13 protein-coding genes are annotated in these 13,694 nt (G+C 56.2%); 8 read left to right on the top strand and 5 right to left on the bottom strand.

Features of this window, described 5'->3' with window-relative positions; all coding sequences use genetic code 11:
• Positions 1-216: 216 nt before the first annotated feature.
• The 7 genes from V6N04_RS04570 to V6N04_RS04540 all read left to right on the top strand — a co-directional run bounded on the left by V6N04_RS04570 (position 217) and on the right by V6N04_RS04540 (position 8,401).
• Positions 217-1,575: an ABC transporter substrate-binding protein gene (locus V6N04_RS04570; RefSeq protein ID WP_371168950.1), complete on the top strand. Its 1,359-nt coding sequence runs from the start codon at positions 217-219 to the stop codon at positions 1,573-1,575.
• A 93-nt stretch (positions 1,576-1,668) separates the two neighbouring features.
• The gene (locus tag V6N04_RS04565) at positions 1,669-2,670 is read left to right on the top strand and encodes a carbohydrate ABC transporter permease (protein ID WP_371168949.1); all 1,002 of its coding nucleotides are present in this window, start codon (positions 1,669-1,671) and stop codon (positions 2,668-2,670) included.
• Between the two features lie 10 nt (positions 2,671-2,680).
• A complete protein-coding gene (locus V6N04_RS04560; protein WP_371168948.1) occupies positions 2,681-3,823 on the top strand; it encodes a carbohydrate ABC transporter permease in 1,143 nt (380 codons plus the stop codon).
• 86 nt (positions 3,824-3,909) lie between these two features.
• Complete coding sequence (locus V6N04_RS04555; protein WP_371168947.1) at positions 3,910-5,580, top strand: alpha-amylase family glycosyl hydrolase; 1,671 nt, start codon at positions 3,910-3,912, stop codon at positions 5,578-5,580.
• Position 5,581: 1 nt separating this feature from the next.
• Positions 5,582-6,691, top strand: coding sequence for an ABC transporter ATP-binding protein (locus V6N04_RS04550; protein ID WP_371168946.1), 1,110 nt, complete (start codon positions 5,582-5,584; stop codon positions 6,689-6,691).
• Between the two features lie 89 nt (positions 6,692-6,780).
• Positions 6,781-7,908, top strand: a complete 1,128-nt coding sequence (gene prfB, locus V6N04_RS04545; protein WP_371168945.1) for a peptide chain release factor 2 — start codon at positions 6,781-6,783, stop codon at positions 7,906-7,908.
• On the top strand, positions 7,865-8,401 hold the full coding sequence (locus V6N04_RS04540) for a GNAT family N-acetyltransferase (protein ID WP_371168944.1): 537 nt from the start codon (positions 7,865-7,867) through the stop codon (positions 8,399-8,401). The genes prfB and V6N04_RS04540 overlap by 44 nt, the downstream gene beginning before the upstream one ends.
• On the opposite strand, the gene V6N04_RS04535 is transcribed toward V6N04_RS04540, so the two are convergent.
• The gene (locus V6N04_RS04535; protein WP_371168943.1) at positions 8,398-9,201 is read right to left on the bottom strand and encodes a lytic murein transglycosylase; all 804 of its coding nucleotides are present in this window, start codon (positions 9,199-9,201) and stop codon (positions 8,398-8,400) included. The genes V6N04_RS04540 and V6N04_RS04535 overlap by 4 nt on opposite strands.
• 242 nt (positions 9,202-9,443) lie before the next feature.
• Between V6N04_RS04535 and V6N04_RS04530 the strand changes: the two genes are divergently transcribed.
• Positions 9,444-10,232 carry a DUF2189 domain-containing protein gene (locus tag V6N04_RS04530; RefSeq protein WP_371168942.1) on the top strand — a complete coding sequence of 263 codons (789 nt, stop codon included), beginning with the start codon at positions 9,444-9,446 and terminating at the stop codon, positions 10,230-10,232.
• A 73-nt stretch (positions 10,233-10,305) separates the two neighbouring features.
• Here the strand turns inward: V6N04_RS04530 and V6N04_RS04525 are convergent, their stop codons facing one another.
• The 4 genes from V6N04_RS04525 to bcp all read right to left on the bottom strand — a co-directional run bounded on the left by V6N04_RS04525 (position 10,306) and on the right by bcp (position 13,690).
• Positions 10,306-10,827 (bottom strand): bactofilin family protein, encoded by a 522-nt coding sequence (locus V6N04_RS04525; protein ID WP_371168941.1) that lies wholly within the window; start codon positions 10,825-10,827, stop codon positions 10,306-10,308.
• Positions 10,817-12,136 (bottom strand): DUF5930 domain-containing protein, encoded by a 1,320-nt coding sequence (locus V6N04_RS04520; protein ID WP_371168940.1) that lies wholly within the window; start codon positions 12,134-12,136, stop codon positions 10,817-10,819. The genes V6N04_RS04525 and V6N04_RS04520 overlap by 11 nt, the downstream gene beginning before the upstream one ends.
• A gap of 199 nt (positions 12,137-12,335) precedes the next feature.
• Complete coding sequence (locus tag V6N04_RS04515) at positions 12,336-13,211, bottom strand: ferritin-like domain-containing protein (protein ID WP_371168939.1); 876 nt, start codon at positions 13,209-13,211, stop codon at positions 12,336-12,338.
• Positions 13,208-13,690 carry a thioredoxin-dependent thiol peroxidase gene (gene bcp / locus V6N04_RS04510; RefSeq protein ID WP_371168938.1) on the bottom strand — a complete coding sequence of 161 codons (483 nt, stop codon included), beginning with the start codon at positions 13,688-13,690 and terminating at the stop codon, positions 13,208-13,210. The genes V6N04_RS04515 and bcp overlap by 4 nt, the downstream gene beginning before the upstream one ends.
• Positions 13,691-13,694: the final 4 nt, after the last annotated feature.

Here is a 13,694-nt window from a genome sequence, read left to right as displayed (position 1 = left end):
ATACGGAAAACCTCAGAAACAGCAAGAAAACTGTTGGCGCTAACGGAATCGTTGACAGGGGGCGGATTATGAGCAAGTTTAGATTATTCAAAGCGCTTTGGAAGCTTGCGATTCTGCAAGCGCAAGCGTTTTGGCACATATAATGGCGCCAAGGCGCCGGGATCGGATAGCCGATTTTGAACCTGGGAGGCCCGACAGGGTCATTGGGAGGAAGACATGAAGAACGTATTTTATGCCAGCGTGGCCACTCTTGCGCTTACCGCAGGCATGGCGCAAGCGGATGGCCATCTGGAATTTGCGCCCGGCGAGGGCCCGTTTAGCTGGGACAGCTACAAAGCGTGGGCAGATAATGCACCCGACCTAAGTGGCCAGACCGTGACCGTGTTCGGCCCTTGGTTGAATCCGGAAGATGGGTTCTTCAACAACATGCTGGCCTATTTTGAAGAAGCAACGGGTGCGGACGCGATCTATACCGGGTCTGACAGCTTTGAACAGCAGATCGTTATTGATGCTGAGGCAGGCGCCGCCCCAAACATCGCGGTGTTCCCGCAACCGGGACTGGCATCCGTGATGGCGTCCAAAGGACAGTTGTCCCCATTGGGTGACGACATGGCGAAATGGGTTGCAGACAACTATGCCGCTGGTCAGTCATGGGTCGACTTGGGCACCTATGCCGATGCTGACGGCAACGATCAGATGTATGGCTTTTTCTATAACGTAAACGTCAAGTCTTTGGTGTGGTACAGCCCTGAAAACTTCGAGGATGCGGGCTATGAAGTCCCGACCACGATGGAAGAGTTGAAAGCGCTGACCGAGCAAATTGTTGCAGATGGCGAAGTGCCGTGGTGCATCGGTCTGGGCTCAGGTGCTGCGACCGGCTGGCCTGCGACCGACTGGGTTGAAGACATGATGCTGCGTACGCAATCACCTGATGTCTACGACCAATGGACCAAGAACGAAATTCCGTTCGATGATCCCCGCGTCGTCGCCGCGATCGAAGAGTTTGGTTGGTTCGCCCGCGATGACGCCAAAGTGTCAGGCGGGGCAGGGGCCGTGGCCTCAACCGACTTCCGCGACAGTCCGAAAGGTCTCTTCACGTCGCCTCCACAGTGCTACATGCACCGTCAGGCGTCCTTCGTGCCCGCATTCTTCCCGGAAGGAACAGAATTCGGCGTGGATACCGACTTCTTCTATCTGCCTGCCTATGCAGATAAGGATCTGGGCAACCCGGTTCTGGGCGGTGGTACGCTGATGGCGATCACGAACCCCTCTCAGGGTGCGACGGCTCTGATGGATTTCCTGAAGCTGCCGCTGGCACACGAGGTCATGATGGCTCAAACCGGCTTCCTGACACCGCATGAACAGGTGAACCTTGACGCCTATAAGGATGACACCTTGCGTGGTTTGGGTGAAATCCTATTGGGTGCAACCACCTTCCGCTTTGATGGCTCTGACCTGATGCCAGGGGGTGTCGGCGCAGGTACCTTCTGGACGGGTATGGTCGACTACACTGGCGGCAAGGATGCGGGGGCTGTTGCCTCGGACATCCAAGCGTCATGGGACGCTCTGAAGTAAGACGACAATCTCACCCCCCGCGTTGCGATATGCGGGGGGTGTCACCGGATCGACAATTGCGATCCATCTTTGCCAAAATAGGGAGAGGTTACCATGCATCCAGCCATCCTGGGGGTTGTCACGATTGCCATCGGCGTCGGCGCGTGCCTGTCCTATTTTTACTTTTCAAATCAGCTTCTTGATAAGGTTCTGTTCCCAGCGAAAGGGCCGAATGCAGGACGGAATATCAACCGGGCAAACATGATCCGCCCTTGGCTTTTTTTGTTTCCGGCACTGTTTGCCCTTTGCCTTTACCTTGCCTATCCGGTGTTCGAGACGATGCGACTTTCGCTGTCAGACACGCGTGGTGACGGTTCCTTTATTGGGTTGAGAAACTACACAAACATGGTGGCAGAGCCCAAGTTCTGGGAGGCCATGCGCAACAACTTCCTTTGGCTTCTTGTTGTGCCTGCGGCCTCGACTGGATTCGGGCTTTTGGTGGCGCAACTGACGGACCGGATCAAGTGGGGTGGCATCGCGAAGTCCCTGATTTTCATGCCGATGGCGATTTCCTTTGTTGGTGCTTCGGTGATCTGGAAACTGATCTATGACGCCCGCCCCGAAGGGTCCGAGCAGATCGGTATTCTGAACGCCGTTTACATGTGGTTCGGAGGCGTTGAATCGCAGACGTGGCTGACGCTCCCATTTTGGAACAACTTCTTCTTGATGATCGTATTGGTGTGGATCCAAACCGGATTTGCCATGGTGATCCTGTCGGCCGCCCTACGCGGTATTCCCGAAGAAACGGTGGAGGCCGCCATCGTTGATGGAGCAGGCCCCTTCAAGATATTCTTCAAGATCAAAGTACCCCAGATCATGGGCACGATTGTGGTGGTCTGGACGACGATCACCATCGCAACCCTGAAGGTCTTTGACATCGTGTTTGCGATGACCAATGGCCAGTGGGAAACGCAGGTATTGGCGAACTATATGTACGACAAAATGCTCCGCGGCTTGGATTGGGGTATGGCTTCGGCTGCGGCAATGATCATCATGCTTATGGTGACGCCGATCCTTGTCTGGAATGTCTATAACGCGCGCAAAGAAATGCGCTGAGGGGACGGTCATGGATAATATTGCTGGCAAAAAATCATCACTGACCTGGGCCGTTCATATCTCGGTTGCTGTCCTTGTCGTTCTGTGGCTTCTGCCGACGATCGGCCTGTTTGTGTCCTCGTTCAGAACCGGGGACCAGATCGCCGCAACCGGTTGGTGGAAATCCCTGACCACGCAGGAGCGTCAGAACCCAGCCATCCGTGTCTCGGGGGCCGAAGCCGAAACTGATGGGCTTTTCGTGATCCAGGGGCAGCTTTTTGATAGCACCAGCGCCGAGGTTCAACGCTGGGGTACCTCGTCACGCCAACCTGACGCCTTTGCGCCGGGCGATGTGGCCGAGCTTAGCAAAGATCGCACCATCACCGTGGACAGCGCCGGAAATTTCCGCTTCACCGCCAAGGAAAGCCAAGAAGGAAAGCGATTGCCGCGTGTCTTCACAACGGCGGTTTCTCCGCCCGAGTTCACAACAGACAACTACCATTCGATGCTGCTGGATGACAGCAACTCCGAAGGCATGGCACGGGCGTTTTTCAACACGCTGACTGTGACGATCCCGGCAACGATCATTCCGATCCTGATCGCGGCCTTTGCGGCTTATGCGCTGGCATGGATGGAGTTTCCGGGCCGCGCGCTGCTGATCGCCTTCGTGGTCGCGCTTCTGGTCGTGCCGCTTCAACTGGCGTTGATCCCGCTGCTAAAACTGCATCTGGCGATTGGCATCGGCAAAGGCTATCTGGGCGTCTGGCTGGCCCATACTGGGTTTGGTCTGCCGCTGGCGATCTATCTGCTGCGCAACTACATGGTCGGGTTGCCGCATGATATTATCGAGAACGCTCGTGTGGACGGCGCGACCGAGTTTCAGATCTTCACCAAGATTATTCTGCCCTTGTCCTTCCCCGCCCTGGCCAGTTTCGCGATCTTCCAGTTCTTGTGGACGTGGAATGATCTGCTTGTGGCGAAAGTGTTCCTGATTGATGCAACCGGGCAAACCACGGTCATGACCAATCAGATCGTCGAACTTCTGGGGACACGAGGTGGTAACTGGGAAATCCTAGCCACGGCGGCCTTCGTTTCGATTGCAGTGCCTCTGGCGGTGTTCTTCGCGATGCAAAAATACCTCGTGCGCGGCCTTCTGGCCGGCTCGGTCAAGTAACATTGCCCGCAAGGGCGGGTCCGAACAATACCGGATCAATATCAGATCACGACCGGGGCGCGACCCCGCGTCTGGAAGGAGAGCAGATGAACATGCAAACCAATGTTTCCAAGGCAAAACAATTGGGCGCTGATGCTGATTGGTGGCGTGGGGCCGTCATTTATCAGGTTTATCCGCGCAGCTTTCAGGACGATAGCGGTGACGGTATCGGGGATTTGCGTGGGATCACCCGACGTCTGCCCCATATCGCGTCGATGGGTGTGGATGCGGTCTGGATTTCGCCGTTCTTCACCTCTCCGATGAAGGATTTCGGTTATGACGTTTCCGACTATTGCGATGTCGATCCAATGTTCGGCACGCTTGCGGATTTCGACGCGTTGGTTGATGCCGCCCATGCACAGGGTCTTCGGGTGATGATTGACCTTGTGCTGAGCCATACATCGGATCAACACCCGTGGTTTGGCGACAGCCGTATTGCCCGCGATGGTGAGAAGTCTGACTGGTATGTCTGGGCGGACCCTAAGCCCGATGGCACCCCACCCAACAATTGGCTGTCGATCTTTGGTGGACCGGCATGGCAATGGGATGGGCAACGCCAGCAATACTATCTGCATAACTTCCTGGCGTCACAGCCTGACCTGAATTTCCATTGCGAGGCTGTGCAAGACGCGCTTTTGGATGTCGCGCGGTTTTGGCTGGAACGTGGCGTTGACGGGTTCCGGCTTGATACAATCAACTTCTATGTCCACGATAAGGAACTGCGCGACAACCCACCTTTGGCGCAGGATCAGCGCAACTCGACCATCGCGCCGCAGGTGAACCCGTATAACCACCAAGAGCATCTATACGACAAGAACCAACCCGAGAACCTCGCGTTTCTGCGCAAACTGCGGACGGTTATGGACCCCTACAATGCGGCGGCCGTTGGTGAAGTGGGCGATGCCCAACGGGGCCTTGAAATTTTGGGCGAGTACACGCAGGGCGATGACCTGATGCAGATGTGCTATGCGTTCGAGTTTCTGGCCAACAACCGACCAACAGCAGGCGAGGTTGCTGGCGTGATGGATCGCGTGGCCGCGGTTGCGGCCGACGGTTGGCCGTGCTGGGCGTTTTCAAACCACGATGTGCTGCGTCATGCCTCGCGCTGGGACTTATCCCGCGACGGGCTGAAAATGGTTGCGACGCTCATGATGTGTTTGCGCGGATCAGCGTGCATCTATCAAGGTGAAGAACTGGGCCTGCGCGAAGCAGATGTCGCATTTGAAGACCTGCAAGACCCCTATGGCATCGAGTTTTGGCCCGAGTTTAAAGGTCGCGATGGCTGCCGCACGCCGATGGTGTGGGAGGCAGACGCCTCACAAGGCGGGTTTTCATCTGCCAACCGGACATGGTTGCCGGTCGAAGAAGAACATCTGGGGACGGCCGTCGACCGCTCTGAGAACGATCCAGACGCTTTGATCCACCACTACCGGCACGTCATCGCGCTGCGCCATGCCCATCCGGCGTTGCAAAAGGGGTCGATGGACGCGCTGGTGGCTGATGGTTCTGGTCTGAGCTTTCACCGGAAGTTGGACGACGAACATCTGTTCTGCGCCTTTAACCTGGGTGATGACGCGGTTTCTATTGCCATACCTGACGGCCGCTGGACCTGCATCGATAGCTCAGCCTCGGGGGTGCCCGCCGAGATAACAGGCGGCGCGTCGTTGGAACTTCAAGCATGGCAATCAGTGATCCTGACCGCCAAGGAGGACGTGTAAAATGGCCGACGTAAAACTGACAGATGTGGTGAAAAGCTACGGCAATGTGAATGTGCTGAATGACATCAATCTAGACATCAAAACCGGTGAACTGGTCGTCTTCGTCGGCCCTTCTGGCTGTGGTAAGTCGACACTTCTGCGCATGATCGCAGGGTTGGAAAAGATCACCGACGGCCAGCTGGAGATCGAGGGGACCGTGGTGAACGACGTGCCCCCCAGTCAGCGCGGCATTGCGATGGTGTTCCAATCTTACGCGCTTTACCCGCATATGACCGTGCGCGACAACATGGCGTTTGCCCTGAACATCGCCAAAAAATCGAAGGCCGAGATTGAGGCCGCAATTGATCGCGCGGCCAAGGCGCTGCAACTGGAGCCCTATCTGGACCGCCTTCCCAAGGCACTGTCGGGCGGGCAACGTCAGCGGGTGGCCATCGGGCGCGCGATTGTGCGTGACCCAAAGGTCTATCTGTTTGACGAGCCGCTCTCAAACCTTGACGCCGCATTGCGGGTGGCCACACGGATCGAGATTGCCCAACTGAAAGAGGCGATGCCAGAAAGCACCATGGTCTATGTGACCCATGATCAGGTCGAGGCGATGACACTGGCCGACCGGATCGTGGTTCTTGCCAACAAAGGCATCGCGCAAGTGGGCAGCCCGCTTGAGCTTTACGAGCGTCCACGCACGGAATTTGTCGCGCAGTTCATCGGTTCGCCCGCGATGAACCTGCTGCCCGGCAAGATCACCGGCACCGGTGCACAGACCGAGGTCACATTGGATGCAGGCGGTAAGGCCATTGCAGCGATCCCAACGACGGACGCCGACATGGGCAAAACCGTTAACCTCGGCGTCCGCCCCGAGGATTTCACCATTGCCGATGGTGATGCGATTTTTGAAGGCAGTGTGGAAATTCTGGAAGCTTTGGGCGAGGTCTCATTGCTCTATATCCCCGCCAACATGTCGGTGGGCGAGGGCGCAGACAGCGCTAACCAGACCCACCTGATCGCGAAATTGCCGGGAATTCATGAAGGACTAAAGGGCCAGACGGTACGCCTGACGGCGGACCCGTCGAAGCTTCAGATATTCCATGACGGTTTGACGATGCAAAGCTAAATTGCACGACGGTCGCTGCGCCTGCGTCTTGCCCATCCGCGCCCCGGTTGTTATTGCGGGGGGCAAGGTTTCGGACAGGGGAATGACCCATGCGGGCAGAGGCTCAGAACAGTGTTGAGGCAATCGGTAAATCTCTGGCGCTATTGCGTCAACGGATCGGTTGGGACACGGCAGAACATCGGTTGGAGGAATTCAACGCGATGACCGAGGACCCTGACCTTTGGAACGACCCCGAACGCGCGCAGAAATTGATGCGCGACCGGCAGGGGCTTTTGGATTCCGTGAACAGTTACAAGTCCATGGCGCAAGATCTTCAGGACAATATTGACCTGATCGAACTTGGCGAAATGGAAGAGGACGAAGAGGTTGTTTCGGACGCCGAGGCGGCGCTGGCCAAGCTTGTCAAGAAGGCGGCGGCGGCTGAGTTGGAGGCGCTTCTGGACGGCGAAGCCGATGGCAATGACACGTTTCTTGAGATCAACTCAGGTGCCGGTGGGACCGAAAGCTGCGATTGGGCGTCGATGCTGGCGCGGATGTATGTTCGTTGGGCCGAAAAGCAGGGCTATAAGGTCGAGCTTCAATCTGAGAGCGCGGGGGAAGAGGCGGGGATCAAGTCGGCCGCCTATAAGATTTCCGGCCACAATGCCTATGGCTGGCTGAAATCTGAATCTGGTGTTCACCGGCTGGTTCGGATTTCACCTTTTGACTCCGCCGCGAAACGCCACACGTCCTTCAGCTCGGTTTGGGTGTATCCTGTGGTCGATGACAATATCGAGATCGAGGTGAACCCCTCAGACATTCGCATCGACACCTACCGGTCGTCAGGGGCAGGTGGTCAGCACGTGAACACGACGGACTCGGCGGTGCGGATCACCCACATCCCGACCGGGATTGTCACGACCAGTTCTGTGAAATCACAACACCAAAACCGAGATATCGCCATGAAGGCCCTGAAGTCGCGTCTTTATCAGATGGAACTTGATCGCCGGAACGAAGCCATCAACGCCGCCCATGAAAACAAGGGCGATGCGGGGTGGGGCAACCAAATCCGGTCTTACGTCTTGCAGCCCTATCAGATGGTCAAAGACCTTCGGACCGGGCACGAGACATCGGACACCAAGGGCGTACTTGACGGTGATTTGGACGCGTTTATGGCCGCGGTGCTGGCGCAGGATGTGGCCGGTAAATCACGGGCCGAGGCCAACGCTGAGGACTGAGCCTTTTGATATCCGTCTGGTTCGCCAGACAACGGCACATGCCGAGGGGTTGTTTGCGGCGCTGTCGGACCCTCGGATTTATCAATATCTGGATGAGTACCCGCCCGCCTCGGTGCAAGCGGTTGAGGACCGTATCAAGCGCTTGATGGTCGGCGGTCCACCTGACAGGTCCGAGGTTTGGCTGAACTGGTCCGTGTTCCTTGGTCCGACGATTATCGGATACACCCAAGCGACCATCGAACATGATCATGAGGCAAGTATCGCCTATGTTTTGTCCCCAGAGGTTTGGGGCACCGGGATCGCCCAGCGGGCCACTGAGCTAATGATCGAGGAACTGCAATCACAGCATAGCATTGCGCAGCTTACGGCCGACACGGATCAAGACAATTTTGCATCACAAGGGCTTCTACTGCGCTTAGCGTTCGCTGAGACGCATCGGGAAGGGCGCGATGTATTTTATCGGCGTGATGTAACGGGTGCAGAGCGCGGCTAGCCATCAATTCGCGCAGCCATAAGGGCGATGGCTTGCTGATAGACCGTTGCGGCGTTCCATTGTTCAATTACTTTGAAGTTGCGTTGACCTTGCTGGTATCCTTTGCCCGGTTTCCATCCCTTCTTACGCAAAAAATTCGCGGTGGAGGCCAGTGCATCAGCCAGATTGTAGAGATCGACGCGCCCATCACCTGATGCATCCACACCGTACTTAAACGCATTGCCGGGTAGGAATTGGGTGTGGCCTAGCTCTCCGTGTTTGGCACCGCGAGTGTTTCCAGAGATGGTGCCACGATCCACAAGTTTTAGCGCGCCAATGGCGTGCGGTTTGAAGAAATTGGACCGCCGGCAATCATATGTCAGCGTGGTAATTGCAGAGACGACCGAGGTGTTGCCCATGAAGCCGCCAAAGCCGGTTTCCATTCCGTGGATTGCAAGCAACACACCCGCAGGAACGCCAAATCGCTTTTCCAGCGCCGTATAGAATTTCGGGTTTTTGGCTTTGCGTTTGCGTCCTTGGGCGATGATGGTTTCAGCTCCCCGGATCTGCATAAACTTCGAGAGGGAATATTTGAATGACTTCTGATTGCGGTCGGCGCTGATCGTTGCGGCTGAATATTTGGCCGACGCCAGCGCCTGCAAGCCGCGTTTACCTACACCTGCCGCCTTTGCCTCTTTCGCGAAACTGGCTTTCCAGGCGTCAAACCCCGCCGCTGAGTTGCCACAACTTGCACCCGCTGCGACCCCGGTACTGAGACTAAGGGCGATACTGGCGGCCAGTAGAGTTTTTGATACGGGCATGGGATGGGTCCTGTTCTGTGGCAAATCGCTTGGTGCGAAGAAATGAGTTTCGCAGTTGGTATTCGGTCAGTTTAGCGTCAGGGCCGTAAAATGCGAAATGATTTGATACTCTGTATGTGGTCCGGGGTTTTGCTCACATGTGTAGCGCATGAGAATTTCCCGCTGTCATGAGGTTGACGGCGCACGCGTCAGTCGCGACACTCCCCATGCGCGCGAATGTTTGCAAGGTGTTGGGAGGACACATGACAGACACAGTACATTTGGAGGCTTCAGCCCCTCCAAATATCGAACCGATTTCGATCGGTGACATATTCGACGCGCTTAAGGCTGGCTTTCGGGATTTCAAACATGCTCCTGCATTTGGTTTGTTCTTTGCGCTTTTCTTTGTGATTGGTGGCATCGTCATCTATCTGGAATTTGGTGTGTTAGAGCAAAGCTACTGGATCATTCCAGTTGGCCTTGGCTTTCCAATCCTGGCGCCATTTCTGGCCGTGGGACTGTACGAGGTCAGTCGCCGGATTGAGCGTGGTGAACCCTTGGACTGGCCAGCGATTTTAGGTGTGGTGGTCAATCAGAAGGACCGACAATTCCCATCAATCGCAATGGTTCTGATTATGGGTTTCATGTTTTGGGTCTTTGTGGCGCACCTGATCTTCACCTTGTTCATGGGGTTGGAGCCGCTAACGAACATCACATCGAACTGGCAAGATGCGCTGATCAATCGAAACGGGTTAACTATGCTGGCGGTGGGGACGGCCGTGGGCGGTGCGATGGCGTTTGTCGCGTTTTCGATCACTGTCTGTAGTTTGCCACTACTTCTCGACCGCGAACTCGATTTTATCACCGCGATGATCTATTCGTTCCAGTCCGTCATACAAAACCTGGTCCCCATGCTGGTCTGGGCGGCGCTGATCACTGTGCTGACATTTCTGGCGATGATCCCGTTTTTCCTGGGCCTTTTCATCGTCCTGCCTGTGCTGGGCCATGGAACTTGGCACCTCTATCGCAAGGTTATGAGCTTTGACGAGTAGTGCAGATCGGCAATGATCACACGCAAAAGGCCGCCCGGTGGGCGGCCTTGTTGTTTCGATCTTTAGATAGGGATTAACCCTTGTCAGCCTTTGCCGGCGCTGCTGTTGCAGCAGCCGTGGCCTGCGGAGAGGACTTGCCGCTAAGCGGATCGTCCTGACGCTGCACGGAGCCTTCGAAATGCGCACCGCTTTCGATGGCGATCGTTTTGTGGATGATGTCACCTTCAACACGCGCCGAGGAGGTCAGGCGAACTTTCAGACCACGCAGACGACCGATGATGCGGCCATTGATGACAACGTCATCTCCAACCACTTCACCGCGTACGGTGGCGCCTTCGCCGATGGTCAGCTGATGGGCGCGGATATCGCCTTCGATCGTGCCTTCGACGATGATGTCGCCGGTTGATTTCACGTCACCTTTGATAACGATGTCGGACGACAAGGTAGATGCGGGCGGCTTCACCTTAGGAGCAGCCGACGAGGGCGCGGGGGGAACAGCCGGAGCCGAGGCGGGCTTATCAGCGGCGGCCTCTGGGTTTGTTTCCTTGTCACCGGCCTTGGGTCCGGGTTCGTTGATCCTGCTTTTAGAGAACATCTTTTGCTGCCTTGATATAGATCATCGGGTTGATGGGCTTGCCGCCGACGCGCACTTCATAATGAAGATGCGGTCCGGTCGACCGCCCGGAGTTTCCAATATCACCAATTCTCTCGCCACGCGAGACCCTTTGTCCCTTTCGTACATTTATGCGCGAAAGATGGGCGTAACGCGTTTCGATACCGAATTCGTGCTGGATCTTGATCAGCCGCCCATAACCCGAGCTCCAGCCCGCGCTGACCACCACGCCATCGGCGGGGGCATAGACGGGGGTGCCAATCGGGGCGGCGAAATCGGTGCCATTGTGCATGCGGCCCCAGCGATAGCCAAAGCCTGACGTATAGCGGAAGCCGGACTTTACAGGCATACCAAAGGGCATTTTCTGAGCTGCAATGCGGTAAAGGTTCATCTTATCCAGCTGGCTCAGAATGTCATTGGCACGCTCGGCGTCTGGATCAGGGCCTTGGCCTCGGGTCGACAGAATCATTGGTGTCAGCGGACCGCCTTGGCCTGAATAGCCGCGGCGCACTTGATCCAAAATGCGGTCAACGGACATGCCGGATTTGGCAAACATTTTATCGAGCGGTTCCAGCGAGATCGATACGGCGTCCTCAAGCTGTCGGAAAATCTGGTCATTGCGTTCGTCACGCAGCCGCGCCTCATACAGCATGTCTTGGGCAAACCGCTCTGCTTCGGCTGCGTTGTTGGCGATCAAGTCACGTTCGGCGGCGGTGCGCGCAAGCTCTTTGGTCATGACATCCAACGTCGCATTCGCCTGAACAGGGGCGGGGGCGGTTGGTCCATTCTCGCTTTCGGACTTGGCTTCGGCCAGCATGCTTTCCAAGCTGTCCTGTGCATCATCCCGTTCGCCAAGGGTGCGACGCAAATTGGATTGAATCACACCAATCCCGGTTTCCAGCTCTTTGCGGCGTTCTTCCGACGCCAACAACTCGCTTTGCATTTCCGAGATTTCGGCCAAAGCCAGATTGAACCGTTCCTGTGCGGCGAAGGCCTCGTTGGTACGGGTATCACGTTCCTCGGACAGGGCTTGCAGTCTGTTCTCATAGAGAATCTTCTCGCGTTGCGCCTGATCGCGCAAATTTCCCGAACCGATCGAATCCATGAGCAACACGGCGGTGGCAATGATTGACCAGGCCAAGAAGGCCGCAGAACCGGTCCAACCCAACGCTTGTGTTAATGGTGTCAGTCGGATGAAGCGGGTGCCGTCTTCGGAACGCAGAAAAAGACGCTGTTCGGGAAACACGCGTTCAAGTCCGTTATTAACCTTGTTGATCAAGCGGTTATGCAAGTCCCAAGCCCCGAATTCTTCCCTTTTGTCCCTGTGCCGCTCGGTGTTTCAGCTTCTCAAGGCGATACCGGCAGACCCGAGGTGATTAACGTGGCGTTGACACTCACGCAAGGAATTTTGAAATTTCCTAACGTTCAGTGTGGTTTCAAGCGAGAAATTGCCGACATGAAGTGCGCACTATTTGCGCCCTGCGCACCTGCTATTTCGGCGTCCCGCGTGCCTGTTTCGGTGTCTCGTCGGCCAATGGCCAATAGAAATCTGGCGGCAGCCCGGCTTCGGCGCGTTTTTCTTCGTTGAACGGGGGTTTCAGCGCGCCGTGGAAATACGTGCGCACAAGGTTGTGGAACGTCTCTTTCGGATCAAGTTCGTGGCGGCCGCACAGGAAATGGAACCATTTCGAGCCATAAGCCACATGCCCCACTTCTTCGGCATAAATGACTTCAAGCGCCGCGACCGTATCGTCCAAGCCTGCCTTACGGAAGACTTCGATCATACCGGGGGTGACATCCAAACCGCGTGCCTCAAGCACCATGGGGACCACGGCAAGACGCCCAAGAAAATCACCTGCTGTATCCTCAGCCGCGCGCCACATACCGGCATGGGCGGGCAGGGCACCATAAAAGCTATCGAGTTGTTCCAGGCAATCGCTGACTAGGTTGAAGTGCTTGGCTTCCTCATCCGCGGCCTTGACCCAGTCGTCATAAAAACCAAGCGGCATCGGTGTGCCAGTAAAGCGCGCGATAATATCCCAGTGCAGATCGACGGCATTAAGCTCGATATGCGCGACTGCGTGCAATAACGCGATCTGACCTTCGCGACTGCCGGGGCGACGACGTGGAACGTCCCGAGGGTTCTTTAACTCGGGCTTATCGGGGCGGGCTGGAAAATCCGGTGGGGTAGCCGTGCCAATCAGTGCGTCGCGGTCTTCAAGCGGGCTGGTGATCGCGCCCGCCGCGCGCGCGGCAAACCACTCCGCCGCAAAATCACGCGCCATGGTCGTTTTTTCACGTCCATCCGCGTGGCGCAGCACCGCGTCCGCCATTTGGGCAAGGGGTCGAGATAGTTGGCCGCTCATCTGTCCGCCAATGCCTTTGTGGCTGCCAGAACCTCTTCTGCGTGGCCTTTAACTTTCACTTTGTTCCAGACTTGCGCGATCTTGCCATTTGATCCGATCAGAAAGGTGGTTCGGGTGATGCCCATATAGGTGCGACCGTAGTTCTTTTTTTCGCCCCAAGTACCGTAATCTTCACAGACTGTTCCGTCAGCATCCGACAACAATGCTACACTCAGATTTTGCTTGGCCCGGAAATTCTCGTGACGTTTCAGGCTATCTTTCGAAATTCCGAAAACGCGCGCACCAAGGGCGTCAAATTCGGGCAGTAGGGCGGTAAAATCCAAGGCTTCTGTGGTGCAACCTGGCGTGCTGTCTTTTGGGTAGAAGTACAAGATTACCGGAGCGGGCGCGAGCTTGGACAATGTCACGGGATCACAGCCATCCTGCGGTAGGGTGAAATCCGGCGCAATATCGCCTGCCTTCAGCATGTTATCGGTCATTGTA

Source organism: Aliiroseovarius conchicola, assembly GCF_041403445.1.
GTDB lineage: Bacteria > Pseudomonadota > Alphaproteobacteria > Rhodobacterales > Rhodobacteraceae > Aliiroseovarius > Aliiroseovarius conchicola.
Note: the sequence above shows the minus strand (reverse complement) of the source record. Positions and strands in the feature narration are given on the sequence as shown.

Coding starts and splice junctions, on each gene's coding strand:
- V6N04_RS04570 (WP_371168950.1), top strand. CDS start 217: ATGAAGAACGTATTTTATGCCAGCGTGGCCACTCTTGCGCTTACCGCA.
- V6N04_RS04565 (WP_371168949.1), top strand. CDS start 1,669: ATGCATCCAGCCATCCTGGGGGTTGTCACGATTGCCATCGGCGTCGGC.
- V6N04_RS04560 (WP_371168948.1), top strand. CDS start 2,681: ATGGATAATATTGCTGGCAAAAAATCATCACTGACCTGGGCCGTTCAT.
- V6N04_RS04555 (WP_371168947.1), top strand. CDS start 3,910: ATGAACATGCAAACCAATGTTTCCAAGGCAAAACAATTGGGCGCTGAT.
- V6N04_RS04550 (WP_371168946.1), top strand. CDS start 5,582: ATGGCCGACGTAAAACTGACAGATGTGGTGAAAAGCTACGGCAATGTG.
- prfB (WP_371168945.1), top strand. CDS start 6,781: ATGCGGGCAGAGGCTCAGAACAGTGTTGAGGCAATCGGTAAATCTCTG.
- V6N04_RS04540 (WP_371168944.1), top strand. CDS start 7,865: ATGTGGCCGGTAAATCACGGGCCGAGGCCAACGCTGAGGACTGAGCCT.
- V6N04_RS04535 (WP_371168943.1), bottom strand. CDS start 9,201: ATGCCCGTATCAAAAACTCTACTGGCCGCCAGTATCGCCCTTAGTCTC.
- V6N04_RS04530 (WP_371168942.1), top strand. CDS start 9,444: ATGACAGACACAGTACATTTGGAGGCTTCAGCCCCTCCAAATATCGAA.
- V6N04_RS04525 (WP_371168941.1), bottom strand. CDS start 10,827: ATGTTCTCTAAAAGCAGGATCAACGAACCCGGACCCAAGGCCGGTGAC.
- V6N04_RS04515 (WP_371168939.1), bottom strand. CDS start 13,211: ATGAGCGGCCAACTATCTCGACCCCTTGCCCAAATGGCGGACGCGGTG.
- bcp (WP_371168938.1), bottom strand. CDS start 13,690: ATGACCGATAACATGCTGAAGGCAGGCGATATTGCGCCGGATTTCACC.